Below are 14,102 nucleotides of genomic sequence, written 5' to 3'. Positions count from 1 at the left end.
ACGTTGTCACGCCGTATGGGAAGATGCTGAGTCTGTTGAGCCGGGTATTATGGCTGGGCTAGTGGATCATTACTGACCACGGCTGCATCAAAACGCTGTTCTTCAACGGGAAGGTCGAGAGAGACACAAGGGCGTGTGGAGAAAAGGTGAAGCTGAGCGCCAGGGCGTTTAAACCGGAGGACGGTTAGGCTTTGTCGGTTTCAGTGGGTCAGGGCGTAGAATGGACGATTGGGCCCGGCCAAACCCCTGTGGCCTGCGGCACTATCTGACCTCGAAACTAAGCGAACGAATTGGGCCACTCGCGGTCTGACTAGCTGCTGCGTCTGGCCACCAGCGCCAGATTGTTGGCAGGCATCTCGATGACCTCAGCCATCTCCAGACCGCTGGCCTGTAGCCAGTCCATCACATCGAAATCATCCTTATAGCCCACCTCCGGGTCATGGCTGCTCAGTTTGGTGTGAAAGGCGCGATCGCCCTCGCTGGTCAACTCACCTGCGCGCATGAACGGCCCATAGATCACGAAACGCCCGCCCGGTGCCAGATGATCGGCGGCCCCTCGGATCAGCGCTTTGGCTTCCGACGTGCTGATCAGATGCAGCAGGTTGCACAGGACGATCAGATCAAAGGCAGCCATATCCTCGGGCCAGGGCCCTTCGGTGGCGTCCAGCTGGCGGGCCGGGGCGATGTTTGTGCACCCGCTCTCGGCGCTGTAGGCGGTGATGCTGGCCAATCGTGCCGGGTCCACGTCACTGGGGTACCAGTCCAGGTGCGGGCAGCGGCGGGCGAAGCCGACAATATGCTGGCCGGTGCCGCTGGCGATTTCCAGTGCGCGCGGGCGGGGGGCCTCCCCCCTGCCGGGCTGGGGGGCGATCTGGGCCAGAAGATCTGCAATCGGCTCCAGATTGCGCGCGGCAGAGGGGGCAAACAGCTTCTCACCCGCCTCAGGCAGCGCGACGGAGGCTTCTCCGGGGACGCTCCGCACAGCCATCAGCGCACCCGTCCGGGGCTGAGAGCGGCCAGCGTGGCCGCATCGATTTCCGGGGTCTCACCGGTGATCAGGTCGGCAATCAAGCGTCCGGCAGCGGGACTGGACTGCACGCCGTACCCCCCCTGACCCGCACACCAGACAAAGCTGGGCTGATCCGGGTCGGGCCCCATCACCGGCACACCGTCAGCGACAAAGCTGCGCAGACCCGCCCAGTTGTGCTCTACCCGCGTGACAGGCTCGCTGACCATCTCTTCGTACCGGGCCAGCCCCTCGGCCAGCACCATATCATCAGCATAGGCATCATGCGGCGCGACCGGATCGGCATCGGCGGGGGAGACCAGCAGCTTGCCTGCGTCCGGTTTTGCATACCAGCATTCGCCCACTCCCATGATCATCGGCCAGCGGGTGACATCGTGGCCACCGGGGGCAGGCAGCCGCGCCATGGAGCGACGTTTGGGTTGCAGGCCAATCGGGGGGAGACCCGCCAGCGCGGCGATCTCATCGGCCCAGGCACCGGCGGCATTGACGATATGGCGGCTGCGCAGGGTTTCGGTGGTTCTGCCAGTCCCCGTGCCGATGGTGACCTCAACCTCCCAAAGATCATCTGCAGCGCTGTGGCGGATGGCTGTCACCTGCGCATCGGTGCGGATCACCCCGCCGTGGCTGCGCGTGACCTTAGCGAAATCCTGCAGCAGCCGGTCGGCATCCAGATCCTCGGCGGTGTCGTGATAGGCGGCAAAGCCTACTGTGGCGGGGTTCAGCACCGGCACCATCTGCACCGCCTGTTCCATGGGAATCTCTGTCAGCGACAGGGCGGCGCAGTCAGCGGCAAATTCCTCTGCCTGATCGGGGCCTGCGACCAGCATCATGCCACGCGGGCTGAGATAGCCATTGATGCGATGATGGGCCTCGCTGGCCTGTGTCAGCACCTGCACCGGGCCGGGGCCGTAATGGGCCTCAAACATCGCCGCAGAGCGACCGGAGGAATGATAGCCAAGTGCGCTTTCGCTCTCCAGCACAAGGGTGCTGCGTCGGGGGCTGAGTGCGGCTGCGGCGCTAAGACCCGCAAGCCCGCCGCCGATGATCAGCACATCGGGGATCTGAGTGCTCATGCCTGTTCCTCCAGTCTGTCGGTGGCCGGCGCCGGACGTGGCGACAGCGCTGAGATGCGGTCATAAAGCGCGGGCGTCATCTCGATATCCAGTGCCGCGAGTGAGGGGCGCAGCTGCGCAAGCGTGCGGGCAGAGATGATCGGCGTCACCTGCGCGCCATAGCCTGCCGCCCAGGCCACAGCGAGGCTCGCAGGCTCCACCCCCAGCTCCGCAGCCAGTTCAGCAAGGGCGCTGGCACTGTCCAGCATCCAGCTCTGGCCGTAACGTTCGCGGTAGCGGGGATCCTCATCCAGTCGGCCCCGGCTGCCGCCATCGGTTGTTTCATCCGCAAGACCCGCAGCATATTTCCCGGTCAGCATCCCGCCGCCCAGCGGCGAATAGGGGGCAACGGCAATGCCCTGATCGGCGCACATCGGCAGAAGTTCCACTTCGGCCTGACGTTTGATGAGCGAATACATCGGCTGCAGGATCGCCGGGCGCAGATCAAACTCCTGTCCGATCATGATCACCTTCATCACCTGCCAGGCGGCAAAGTTCGACAGGCCGAGATAGCGAAACTGCCCGGCGGCGCGCAGCTCCGCCAGTGAGGCAAGCGTTTCGCGCAGATCCGTTTCTTCGTCGTAGCGGTGCAGATAAAGGATATCGACCATATCCTGCCCCAGACGCGCCCGTGACTGATCCAGCTGGCGGCGGATATTCTCGCGGCCTGCGCCACCGGTATAGGCGACCTTGGTGGCGATCAGCAGGCTGTCGCGGGCGTCCCGGATCAACTGGCCGAGGATCTCTTCGCTCTGGCCATCAGTATAGACCCAGGCGGTATCGAAATGGGTGATCCCGGCGGTGCGGCAGGCGTCATACATCGCAGCTGATTGCGCGGCATTGGCACGGCCGCCAAACTGCATGGTGCCAAAGGCAAGGGCGCTGGCGGGGGTGCCGTCTAGGCTGATCAGATTGGTGCTCATGCGCCGCAGCGTGGCACGAGTGCGCCGCAACCAAAAGCGCAAAATGTCAGATGTTGGCGCAAAGATATCTGCGGGAAATCCCGCATTCCGCCTATCATAATCGTGAGTGGCAAAGCCCCGGTGTGCGGGGTAGGGGAGAGTATGTTTGATTCAAAAATCCGCCCGCTGATTGATCCGATGCTGAACGCGCAGGGGCAGGTGATCGCCCGCGCCGGCATCAGCGCCAATCAGGTGACGCTGCTGGGGCTGGCGCTGGGGCTGCTGTCGGCCGTGATGATTGCCTGCGGTCTGTTTGCGCTGGCGCTGCTGCCGCTGCTGCTGTCGCGGCTGGCGGATGGTCTGGACGGTGCGGTGGCCCGCGCCAGTGAACCAAGTGATTTTGGCGGCTATCTCGATATCACCTGCGATTTCCTGTTCTACGGCGCGGTGCCGCTGGCCTTTGTGCTGGCGGATCCAAGCCAGAACGCGGTGGCGGGCGCCTTCCTGCTGATGACGTTCTATGTGAACGGCACCAGTTTTCTGGGCTATGCGGTGCTGGCGGAAAAACACAAGATGAAGAGCACGGCGCGCGGGGTGAAGACGCTCTATTTCACCGGCGGGCTGTTGGAGGGGGCGGAGACCATCGGTTTCTTTGTGCTCCTGTGCCTGCTGCCTGCGTGGTTTGCCCCCATGGCCTGGGTGTTTGGCGCGCTGTGTCTGGTGACCGCCAGTTCCCGTGTGCTGCTGGCGCTGCGGGTGTTTCATCGCGACTGAGGTCCTGAGCCGCGCCCTAGGATTTTGAGTATTTTGGGAAAGGTGACAGGCGGAGGTCGTTTGTCCCGGAGAGGCTTCCTCTCGCAGGTATCATTGACGTTCCTTGCGACAAAAAAAGGCCCGCCGGATGAGGCGGGCCTTTCGTGTCATTACATCGTTGAAGAGGCGCCGCAGCTTACTGCGGGATATCGCCCTGAATGCCCTCGACGAAGAAGTTCATGCCCGCCAGGGTGCCGTCATCCGCGGTCTCACCTTCTGCCAGCCAGTCGGATCCGTCCTGTTTTTTGATCGGACCGGTGAAGGCATGGTAGGAGCCATCGGCCAGCGAGGCCTTCAGCGCCAGCGCCTCTTCCTTCACGGCGGCAGGAACCGCATCGGTGATCTCGCCGATTTTCACCATGCCGGCGCCGATGCCGTCCCAGGTGTCGGTGCTTTCCCAGCTGCCATCCATGACCGCCTGGGTGCGGGCGATGTAATAGGGTGCCCAGTCATCAATGATGGAGGACACGCGCGGTTTCGGCGCGTATTCCGCCATGTCGGAAGCCTGCCCGAAGGTATAGACATTGCCAGCAGCCTGCGCGGCGGCCTGCGGTGCAGTGGAGTCGGTGTGCTGCAGGATCACGTCGGCGCCCTGTTCGATCAGAACCTTGGCGGCGTCGGCTTCTTTGGCAGGATCAAACCAAGTGAAGGCCCAGACGATTTTGAACTCCACATCGGGGTTCACCTTCTTGGCGTGCAGATAGGCCGAGTTGATACCCCGGATCACTTCGGGGATCGGATAGGAGCCGATATAGCCGACGATATTGCTCTCGGTGAGATTGCCCGCGATGTGGCCCTGTACCGCGCGGCCTTCGTAGAAACGGGCCGAGTAGGTGGAGACATTGTCGGCGCGCTTATAGCCGGTGGCGTGCTCGAACTTCACATTGGGGAATTTCTTGGCGACGTTGATGGTCGGATCCATGTAGCCAAAAGAGGTGGTGAAGATCAGATCCGCGCCTTCCAGCGCCATCTGGGTCATCACACGTTCGGCATCGGGGCCTTCTGCCACGTTTTCGACGTAGACGGTTTCGACCTTGTCGCCGAATTCCGCAACCACGGCCTTGCGGCCCTGATCATGTTCGTAGGTCCAGCCACCATCACCCACCGGGCCAACATAGACAAATCCCACTTTGGTCTTGTCGTCTGCGGCCACGGCGCCGGTTGCCAGGCCAAGCGCCACTGCGGCGCTGGTCAGCAGTTTATTCAGTTTCATCTTTACGGACTCCCCGTTTTGGTTGTTGTGCCCAGGAGAGGACCCTGGACAGAGGTTCCGCCACCCGCCAGATCAGCGGGAGGCGTGGAAATTGCGGCCAAGGGCGGCAGGTGCGCTGCTCTTGTCCGCGGAAAGAATAACAAGCACGATAATGGTGATCACGTAGGGCGACATTGCCAGATACTCGACCGGGATGGCAACGCCTGCGGCCTGCAGATTGAGCTGCACCACTGTGACCCCGCCGAAAAGATAGGCACCCAGCAGCGCGCGCCAGGGTTTCCAGCTGGCAAAGACCACCAGCGCAAGTGCAATCCAGCCGACACCGGCGGTCATGCCTTCGGTCCATTGCGGCACCCGGATGAGGCTGATGTAGGCGCCGCCAACACCGGCACAGGCCCCACCAAACAGGATCGCCATCAGGCGAATGCGGATCACCTTGTACCCCAGCGCATGGGCGGCGTCGTGGTTTTCACCCACCGCCCGCAGGATCAGCCCGGCGCGGGAAAACTTCAGCAGCGCCCAGACAGCGGCGGTGAGCGCGATGCCGAAATAGAGAATGATATCGTGGCCAAAGAGGATTGGCCCCACCACCGGCAGATCGCTCAAGACGGGGATATGGATATCGCCCATTTGCGGCGGTTTCACCCCGACATAGGATTGTCCCATCAACGCTGACAGCCCCAGACCAAACAGCGTTAGCGCCAGACCAGAGGCGACCTGATTGGCCTTGGCAAACTGGGTCAGGAAACCGAACAGCACCGACAGCGCCGCCCCGGCAAAGGCGGCAGCAAAGAAGCCCAGCAGGGGGGAGCCGGTCTCCACTGCGGTGGCGAAACCGGCGATGGCGCCGGTGATCATCATGCCTTCGACGCCAAGGTTCAGAACGCCGGATTTCTCCACCACCAATTCGCCAATAGCAGCGATCAGGATCGGTGTGGCCGCCACCATCAGTGAGGCGATGAGCAGGACCGGGTTAATTGCAGAAAGATCCATATCAGGCGTTCCTCGTTTCACGCAGGGCAAAATAGAGCGGCAAGGCAAGGGAGAGGCCAACCGTGAAGGCCGCAGGCAGGGTCAGCCACCACAGGTCAACTCCTTCGCGTTTGGCGTCAAAGAAAGACCAGATCCAGAACATTGGGATCGACAGCAGGATATCCGTCGAAAACCCCGCAGCAGCCCCATTCTCAAACAGTGCCATTATGAACAACACAGGCGACAGGCCGTGCTGGGCAATGAATGACGCAAAGAACAGCCAGGGTAGAACGGTGCCCAATACCGCGAGGGTCCACCAGAATGCAGGCCTTGGCATCACGCCACCTCCCGCATGCGCAGGGTGATGCGGAAATTAGTCAGGAGGTCAAAGGCCAGCAGGAAGAACAGCAGCATCCCCTGAAACACCTGGATCGCGGCGGAGGGCAGGCCCATGTTGGACTGCGCGATATCGCCGCCAATATAGGTCAGCGCCATCAACCCGCCGGCCAACAGAATACCCACCGGATGCAACCGGCCAAGGAAGGCGACAATAATGGCGGTAAACCCGTAGCCGACATTGAAATCAATGGAGATCTGACCGGAGGGGCCGGAAACTTCAAACAGGCCCGCAAGACCTGCCAGAGCGCCGGAGGTGCCAAGGCAGAACAGCACCAGCCGGGTGGGGTTCACACCTGCAAAACGCGCCGCACGGGGGGCCTCGCCGCTCAGGCGGATGTGATAGCCCAGCATATGGCGATTGAGCAGCACATAGGCAAAGATCACGGCAATCAGCGCCGCCACAACACCCCAGTGCATGCCAGTGCCCGCGATCAGCTCGGCATTATGGGCGCTGTCCCAGGACTGCAGGTTGCGCGAGCCGGGAAAGCCGAAGCCCTCGGGGTTTTTCAACAGGCCAAGCGAGACCGAGGCGAGGAACTGCTCGGCCACATAGACCAGCATCAGCGAGACCAGGATCTCATTGGTGCCAAAGCGGGTCTTGAGCACGGCCGGGATCATCGCCCAGGCCCAGCCGCCAAGCGCGCCAGCCACCACCATCAGCGGAAAGATCAGGACCGAATCCGACGGGTAGAAGGCAAGGCCGGCCCCGGCGCCACAGATGGCGCCCATGATGTATTGACCCTCGGCGCCGATGTTCCAGATCCCCGCACGAAAGCCCAAGGACAGGCCGATGGCGATCAACACAAGGGGCGCACCCTTCACCAGCAGTTGCGGGCGGTAGTAGAAGGCAAATTCGCCAAACAACGGGTCCCAAAAGATGGTGCGGATCGCCGCCACCGGATCTTTGCCGAGGGCGGCAAACAGCAGCCCGCCCGCAATCATCGTCGCCAGCACCGCCACCAGCGGCGTTGCCATCGACCAGACGCGCGATGGCTGTGGTCTCTTTTCTAGCCGGATCATTCCTATCGTTCCCCCCGGTCGCAGATCTGTGCCTGCGTGCCTGTCATCTTTCCAAAAATACTCACACTCCGAACCCGGCAGCCTGCGCTGCGGTTGGACTGCGTGCGCCCGGCCGCGAGGCTAGACATGCGCAACCTCCATGCCGTGGGCGCCGCCCATCATCAGGCCGATTTCATCGACACTGAGACCCGCAGTGGGGCGCGGTGCGCTCAATCGGCCCTCGTTCAGGGCGGCAAAACTGTCGGCGATCTCCATCAGTTCATCCAGATCCTGACTGATACAGATCACGGCGGTGCCCCCGGCGGCCAGATCCAGCAGCGACTGGCGGATCGCGGCGGCGGCGGCGGCATCCACACCCCAGGTCGGCTGATTCACCACCAGAACCTCCGGGCGTTGCAGGACCTCGCGGCCAATGACAAATTTCTGCAGGTTGCCCCCGGACAGAGAGCGCGCGGCATTCTCTGGGCCAGGTGTGCGGACGTCGAAGTCCTTGATGACCTTCTCGGCGAACTCCTGCGCCAGCCCCCATTTGAGGAAACCCCGGCTCGCCAGCCCCTCGCGGGTGGCGGCGGTCAGCATGGCATTTTCCGTCAGGCTCATATCCGGCGCAGCGGCATGACCCAGACGCTCTTCCGGGGCGGCCAGAATACCCAACCGGCGGCGCGCCACGGGGCCGAGGTTGCCAATCGGGGCGCCACCCAGCGTGACCGCATCGGCGGCGGTTGTGGTCTCGCCCGACAGCACGCCCAGTAGTTCGTCCTGACCGTTGCCCGCAACCCCGCCCACGCCGAGGATCTCTCCCTTGCGCACGGTCATATGCACGTTCTTCAGTGCGGTACCAAAGGCAGAGGGCGCAGGCACCGACAGCCCGCTGATATCCAGCGCCACATCGCCAAGCGCGCGGCCAGAGCGTTCCGGCGTTTGCAGCGCTGTGCCCACCATCATCTCCGCCATATCGCGGGCGGAGGTCTCAGCCGGTACACATTCCCCCACATTCTTGCCCAGCCGTAGAATGGTGGCGTGATCACACAGCGTGCGGATCTCTTCCAGCTTGTGGGAGATATAGAGGATCGACGTGCCCTCGGACCGCAGCTTCTGCAGAGTCTGAAACAGGATCTCCACCTCCTGCGGGGTGAGCACGGATGTGGGTTCATCCATGATCAACAGCTTTGGGTCCTGCAGCAGGCAGCGGATGATCTCCACCCGCTGACGTTCGCCTGCAGAGAGGTCGCCCACCGTGCGGTAGGGATCCAGCGGCAGGCCGTAGGTTTCCGAGACCCGGCGGATCTGGCTGGCCAGATCGCGCATCGCAGGCGGGTTTTCCATGCCAAGGGCGATATTTTCCGCCACATTCAGCGCATCGAACAACGAAAAATGCTGAAACACCATGGCAATGCCATCGGCGCGGGCCTGACGCGGTTCGCCGGGGGTATAGGGTTCCCCGCGCAGCAGCATGGTGCCGCTGTCGGGCTTCACCAGCCCATAGATCATCTTGACCAGCGTCGATTTCCCGGCGCCGTTTTCGCCGAGCAGGGCGTGAACCTCTCCCGCGCCGATATCAAAGGAGACCGTATCGTTGGCAACAACACCGGGATAGGCCTTTGTCAAACCTTGCAGGCTCAGGAGAGGTTGGGTCACGCGCGTCTGTCCTTCTTCAACTCGTCTGTGGCGCCCAGGCGCAAAAGCTCTGCCGCAACCCCCACCGCAATCATTTGCGGATGCTTGCCAAGGGCGGGATCGCCAATGGGGCAGGTCAGCCGGGCGATCTGATCCGGCCTGTGGCCCAGTTCCCTGAGCCGCGAGCGGAACCGCGCCCATTTGGTGGCAGATCCGATCACCCCGGCAAAGGCAAAGCCGCGCAGCAACAGGGCGTGGCATAGCGTCAGATCCAGCGCATGGGAATAGGTAAGCACCAAATGCCGTGCATTTTCAGGGGCATGGGGCACCAATGCCGCAGGCTCCGCTGCGGGCACGGTGGTGACAGCCGCAGGACTGTCAGAGGGGAAGCGCTCAGGCCCGGTATCGACCCAGGTGATATCCAGATCCGGCATCGGCGCCAGCACATCGACGAGGGCGCGGCCCACATGGCCCGCCCCCCAGATCCACAGCGGGGTTTCAGGGCGGTGCACAGGTTCCAGCAGCCAGCCATCGCTCAGCTGCGGATCGGGGCGTTGCCCCTGACTGCGGGCCAGCGCCAGTTTGCGCCGCAGGGCAAGCGGCGGTTCGCCCGTATCCGTCTGCAGCGCCCGCAGGATCACCTCGTCGTCCAACTGCTTCAGATCCTCAGCGCGGTACAACTCGCTCCACAGTGTCACCGACCCGCCGCAGCATTGCCCCAGGTCGGGACCAAGTGCGCGGGTGGTCTGCTGCCGCATCCGACCCGTCGCCAGCTGGGCACGAGCCGCCTCAGCCGCCTCATGCTCCAACGCGCCACCGCCGATGGTGCCGGACTGGCCGTCTTTCCAGACCAGCATCGCCGCGCCTACCTCACGCGGGGAGGAGCCGCGGATGGCGGCAATCACCACCCGCACCACCGGTCCATGCGCCGCAATCTGGCGGCTCAGATCCTGCAGATCAAACCCCATCGCTCAGGCCTCCGGCGCGATGCGGCGCACTGCCCGCCAGAGTTCTTCCGCCGTTGCGGGCGCATTCAGCGCCGGATAGCCGCCACCGTAGGCGTCCACCGCATGGCTGAGCGCGAGCCAGGCCGAGATCCCCAGCATGAAGGGCGGCTCCCCCACCGCTTTGGAGCGATAGATGCTGTCCTCGCGGTTCTCGCCATTCCAAAGCGCGACATTGAACACATCCGGGCGGTCGGAACAGGCGGGGATCTTGTAGGTGGAGGGCGCATGGGTGCGCAGATTGCCGGTCTGATCCCAGACCAGCTCCTCTGTCGTGAGCCAGCCTGCCCCCTGCACATAAGCGCCTTCCACCTGCCCGATATCCAATGCGGGGTTCAGCGAGGCGCCCGCATCATGCAGCACATCGGCCCGCAGGATACGGTTTTCGCCAGTGAGCCGATCGACCACAACCTCGGTGATCGCCGCGCCATACGCAAAGTAGAAGAACGGGCGCCCCTTGCCCTGAATGCGGTCCCATTCCAGTTTCGGGGTCTTGTAATACCCGGTAGACGACAGGCTGATGCGGCCTGTGTAGCATTCCATCGCCGCCGCCTCGAAGCTCAGCTCTTCGCTGCCGATGATGACCCGATCGTCCTCAAACCGCACGGCTGCGACTGGCTGCTGATAGCGCTCCGCGAGATAGGCCGCCATGCGGTCGCGGATGGTGTCACAGGCGGCCTTCACCGCCATGCCATTGAGGTCGGTGCCGGAGGAGGCTGCCGTGGCCGAGGTATTTGGCACCTTGGCGGTGTCGGTGGCAGTGATCTTTACCTTGTCCAGCGAGATGCCAAAGCGGCTGGCCGCGACCTGAGCCACCTTCTGAAACAGGCCCTGGCCCATTTCGGTGCCGCCGTGGTTTAGGTGGACTGAGCCGTCCTGATAGACATGCACCAGCGCACCCGCCTGATTGAGATGGGTCAGCGTGAAAGAGATGCCGAATTTCACCGGCGAAAACGCAATCCCGCGCTTGAGGCGGTCATTATCGGCGTTCCACTTCGCGATCTCCGCCTTGCGGGTTGCGTAGTCTGATGTGTCCAGCAGCTCTGCGGTCAGCTCGTGCAGAACGAAGTCCTCTACCGGCATATGGTAGGGGGTGGTCTGCACATCTGCGGCGGGTGTGGTGACATTGGTTGAGTCTGCTGGGGCACCGCGGGTGGCAAGATCGCTTGCTGCATCCGGCGCGGGGACAGAGCTGTCGTGGGGCGCGCCCGCTGGCGCGGTGGCGGATTGCATCGGCGCATAATAGTTGCGCTGGCGCAGCGCGACCGGATCCAGACCCAGGGCATGGGCCGCGTGATCCATCAGCCGTTCGATGCCGACCATGCCCTGTGGACCGCCAAAGCCGCGATAGGCGGTGGCGCTTTGACGGTTGGTTTTCAGCCGGTGGCTTTCGATGCGGATCGCGGGGATCAGATAGGCGTTGTCGCTGTGCAGCATGGCGCGGTCTGCGACCGGCAGCGACAGATCCTGTGCCCAGCCGCAATCAACCAGATGGGTGAATTCAACCCCCAGAATGCGCCCCTCTGCGTCAAAGCCCGCGCGATAGGAAATGCGGAAGGCGTGACGCTTGCCGGTGATGGTCATGTCATCATCGCGGTCATAGCGCATCTTGCAGGTGCGCCCGGTCGCGCGCGCAGCGATGGCGCAGGCCACGGCCAGCGCGTTGCCCTGGCTTTCCTTGCCGCCAAAGCCACCGCCCATGCGGCGGGTCTCAACCCGGACGGCGTGCATCGGCAGGCCGATGGCCTCGGCCACCTTGTGCTGGATTTCGGTGGGGTGCTGGGTTGAGGAGTTGACCAGCATGCCGCCGTCTTCCTGCGGCTGGGCCATGGCGGCCTGACCTTCAAGGTAGAAATGCTCCTGCCCGCCGATGTCAAACGTGTCCTCAACCACATGCGCGGCGGTCTGGATGGCGCTGTCGGCGTCGCCTTTGGTGTAGATGCGGGGGCCGTCCTCAAACCGGCTGTCTGCGGCCAGCGCGTCCTCCAGCGTCAGGAGAGCCGGGCGTTCGGCGTAGCTGATCTGACCCCTGCGCGCCGCAACCCGTGCCGCACGATGTGAGGTGGCGATCACCAGAAACACCGGCTGACCGATATGGTGAACAGCCCCCTTGGCCAAGAGCGGCTCGTCATGGGCCGAGGGCGACACGTCGTTGTCAAAGGGCAGATCGTCAGCGGTGAGCACGGCCACCACGCCATCGCTTTGGCGCACGGCCTCCAGATCCAGTGCGGTGATGTCTGCGTGGGCCACTGTCGACAGGCCAAAGGCCAGATGCAACGTGTCACGCGGCGCCGGAATATCATCCACATAGCGCGCCTGACCGGTCACATGCAGCCGTGCCGCATCATGGGGAAGGGGTTTTGCAACAGCCATCACTTCACCTCCAGCACATGGGTGGGGGTGGTCGGCTGGCCCAGATCGTCAAAATAGCGAGCGAGCATATTTGCCGCCGCCTCCAGCCGATAGTCGGCAGAGGCGCGCATATCGCTCATCGGGGTGAAGTCGCGGGCAAATTCGCCCCGCGCGGTGGCGAGCGTGGCAGCTGACAGGGGCTGGCCAATCAGCGCGGCCTCCACATGGCTGGCGCGCTTGGGCACGCCTGCCATGCCGCCAAAGGCGATGCGGGCCGCGGTGATCTGGCCGTCCTCAACGGTCAGGTTGAAGGCGCCCAGAACGGCAGAGATATCCTGATCGAACCGTTTGGAGAGCTTATAGACACGCAGGGCATCAGTTTGACCCTCCGGGAGTGCAGGCAGGGTGATCGCCTCAACAAATTCGCCGGGCTGGCGGTCCTGCTTGCCGTAGTCGATGAAGAATTCTTCAAGCGGCAGGCTGCGGCGGGTATCCCCACAGCGCAGGTGCAGTGTCGCGCCAAGGGCGATCAGCGCAGGCGGATTGTCCCCGATGGGGGAGCCATTGGCGATATTGCCGCCAATGGTGGCGGCGGCGCGCACCTGCTGGCTGGCAAAGCGGCGCAGCATTTCGCCAAAAGACGGATGGCGCGCGGCAAGCGCGCTGCGCAGGCGGTTCATGTCGACCATCGCACCAATGCGCAGGCTGCCGTCGGGCTGCTTGGTGATCTGCTTCAGATCCTCGCAACCATCAAGGAAGATCACATCCGGCAGATCGCGCAGCTGTTTGGTCACCCAGAGCCCAACATCCGTGGCGCCCGCAATCAGCGTCGCCTCGGGCCGCGCGGCATAGGCGGCGGCCAGCGCGTCGGCGGAGGTGGGGCGCAAGGACGTGACATCACCGCCTGTTTCGGAGAGGTTGATCGCGTCTTCGCTGTGGATCCAGTCGGGGATCGGCGCCTCAGCGGCGGCCTCAGCGGCGCGGATGATCGGGGCATAGCCGGTGCAGCGGCAGAGATTGCCTGCCAGTTGGTCATCGTGATCCTGCGCGCCGTTCTTATGCGCGGTCACCATCGACATGATGAACCCCGGGGTGCAGAAACCGCATTGGCTGCCGTGGTGGGTGATCATCGCCTCTTGGACGGGGTGCAGCTGGCCATCGGGGCCTGCGGCCCCTTCGACGGTGCGGATGGACTTGCCGTGCAGTTGCGGCAGGAACAATATGCAGGCGTTGAGCGGCTTGGCGCCGTGGTCATCGGTGACCATCACAGTGCAGGCGCCGCAGTCGCCCTCGTTACAGCCTTCCTTGGTGCCGGTGAGGCCGCGATCCTCGCGCAGCCAGTCCAGCAGTGTCGCCGTCGGAGAAACCTCCGTCAGCGCGACCTCTTCACCGTTCAGCCGAAAGGTGATTGTCATGTCAGAAACCCGTCGCGTTACTCTGGTTTTCCCTTGGTGCCATCCCTTCGATGCGACGTAGAAGACATGGCGGGCCTTGGTAGATCTGTTGCCGATAGCCTAGAAAGCAGGCTGTTGTTCTGGCAAGGAAAAGTGACTCTGCCATGGAGCGGGGCGACGGCGCAAGATCCTTGCTGTGTGCCGGTGTATGCCGTTATTTTTGAAGGGTTTAATGCCGGATTGTCGCAGGGCTTCGGGCGGATCTTGATAAGACTTT

12 protein-coding genes are annotated in these 14,102 nt (G+C 63.3%); 1 reads left to right on the top strand and 11 read right to left on the bottom strand.

Translation table 11 applies throughout. From position 1 onward, the window contains the following. Positions 1-310: 310 nt before the first annotated feature. Genes phaeop14_RS12820 through phaeop14_RS12810 form a run of 3 tightly spaced genes read right to left on the bottom strand, consistent with a single transcriptional unit; the run spans position 311 to position 3,062 of the window. The gene (locus phaeop14_RS12820) at positions 311-988 is read right to left on the bottom strand and encodes a DUF938 domain-containing protein (protein ID WP_096789762.1); all 678 of its coding nucleotides are present in this window, start codon (positions 986-988) and stop codon (positions 311-313) included. After that, entirely contained in the window at positions 988-2,100 is a 1,113-nt protein-coding gene (locus phaeop14_RS12815; protein WP_096789761.1) for an NAD(P)/FAD-dependent oxidoreductase, read from the bottom strand. Before phaeop14_RS12815 ends, phaeop14_RS12820 begins: the two co-directional genes overlap by 1 nt. Next, a complete protein-coding gene (locus phaeop14_RS12810; protein ID WP_096789760.1) occupies positions 2,097-3,062 on the bottom strand; it encodes an aldo/keto reductase in 966 nt (321 codons plus the stop codon). Before phaeop14_RS12810 ends, phaeop14_RS12815 begins: the two co-directional genes overlap by 4 nt. A 141-nt stretch (positions 3,063-3,203) precedes the next feature. Here phaeop14_RS12810 and phaeop14_RS12805 point away from each other — a divergent pair, with 141 nt between their 5' ends. Continuing rightward, entirely contained in the window at positions 3,204-3,815 is a 612-nt protein-coding gene (locus phaeop14_RS12805) for a CDP-alcohol phosphatidyltransferase family protein (RefSeq protein ID WP_096789759.1), read from the top strand. Positions 3,816-3,990: 175 nt separating this feature from the next. On the opposite strand, the gene phaeop14_RS12800 is transcribed toward phaeop14_RS12805, so the two are convergent. The 8 genes from phaeop14_RS12800 to xdhA form a co-directional block, all read right to left on the bottom strand. Beyond that, positions 3,991-5,067, bottom strand: coding sequence for a BMP family ABC transporter substrate-binding protein (locus tag phaeop14_RS12800; RefSeq protein WP_040175572.1), 1,077 nt, complete (start codon positions 5,065-5,067; stop codon positions 3,991-3,993). A gap of 72 nt (positions 5,068-5,139) precedes the next feature. Continuing rightward, positions 5,140-6,060, bottom strand: a complete 921-nt coding sequence (locus tag phaeop14_RS12795; protein WP_040179471.1) for an ABC transporter permease — start codon at positions 6,058-6,060, stop codon at positions 5,140-5,142. Position 6,061: 1 nt separating this feature from the next. Continuing rightward, positions 6,062-6,376, bottom strand: coding sequence for a DUF2834 domain-containing protein (locus phaeop14_RS12790; RefSeq protein ID WP_096789758.1), 315 nt, complete (start codon positions 6,374-6,376; stop codon positions 6,062-6,064). Continuing rightward, on the bottom strand, positions 6,376-7,458 hold the full coding sequence (locus phaeop14_RS12785) for an ABC transporter permease (RefSeq protein ID WP_040179476.1): 1,083 nt from the start codon (positions 7,456-7,458) through the stop codon (positions 6,376-6,378). The genes phaeop14_RS12790 and phaeop14_RS12785 overlap by 1 nt, the downstream gene beginning before the upstream one ends. Positions 7,459-7,578: 120 nt before the next feature. Beyond that, on the bottom strand, positions 7,579-9,096 hold the full coding sequence (locus phaeop14_RS12780) for an ABC transporter ATP-binding protein (RefSeq protein ID WP_096789757.1): 1,518 nt from the start codon (positions 9,094-9,096) through the stop codon (positions 7,579-7,581). Continuing rightward, positions 9,093-10,043, bottom strand: a complete 951-nt coding sequence (gene xdhC / locus phaeop14_RS12775) for a xanthine dehydrogenase accessory protein XdhC (protein ID WP_096789756.1) — start codon at positions 10,041-10,043, stop codon at positions 9,093-9,095. Before xdhC ends, phaeop14_RS12780 begins: the two co-directional genes overlap by 4 nt. A 3-nt stretch (positions 10,044-10,046) precedes the next feature. Next, positions 10,047-12,452, bottom strand: a complete 2,406-nt coding sequence (gene xdhB / locus phaeop14_RS12770; RefSeq protein ID WP_096789755.1) for a xanthine dehydrogenase molybdopterin binding subunit — start codon at positions 12,450-12,452, stop codon at positions 10,047-10,049. Further along, positions 12,452-13,846 (bottom strand): xanthine dehydrogenase small subunit, encoded by a 1,395-nt coding sequence (gene xdhA / locus phaeop14_RS12765; RefSeq protein ID WP_096789754.1) that lies wholly within the window; start codon positions 13,844-13,846, stop codon positions 12,452-12,454. Before xdhA ends, xdhB begins: the two co-directional genes overlap by 1 nt. Between the last annotated feature and the right edge of the window lie 256 nt (positions 13,847-14,102).

Origin of the sequence: Phaeobacter piscinae, assembly GCF_002407245.1 — a bacterium.
Taxonomy (GTDB): domain Bacteria; phylum Pseudomonadota; class Alphaproteobacteria; order Rhodobacterales; family Rhodobacteraceae; genus Phaeobacter; species Phaeobacter piscinae.
This window is presented reverse-complemented; position numbering and strand designations above follow the sequence as displayed.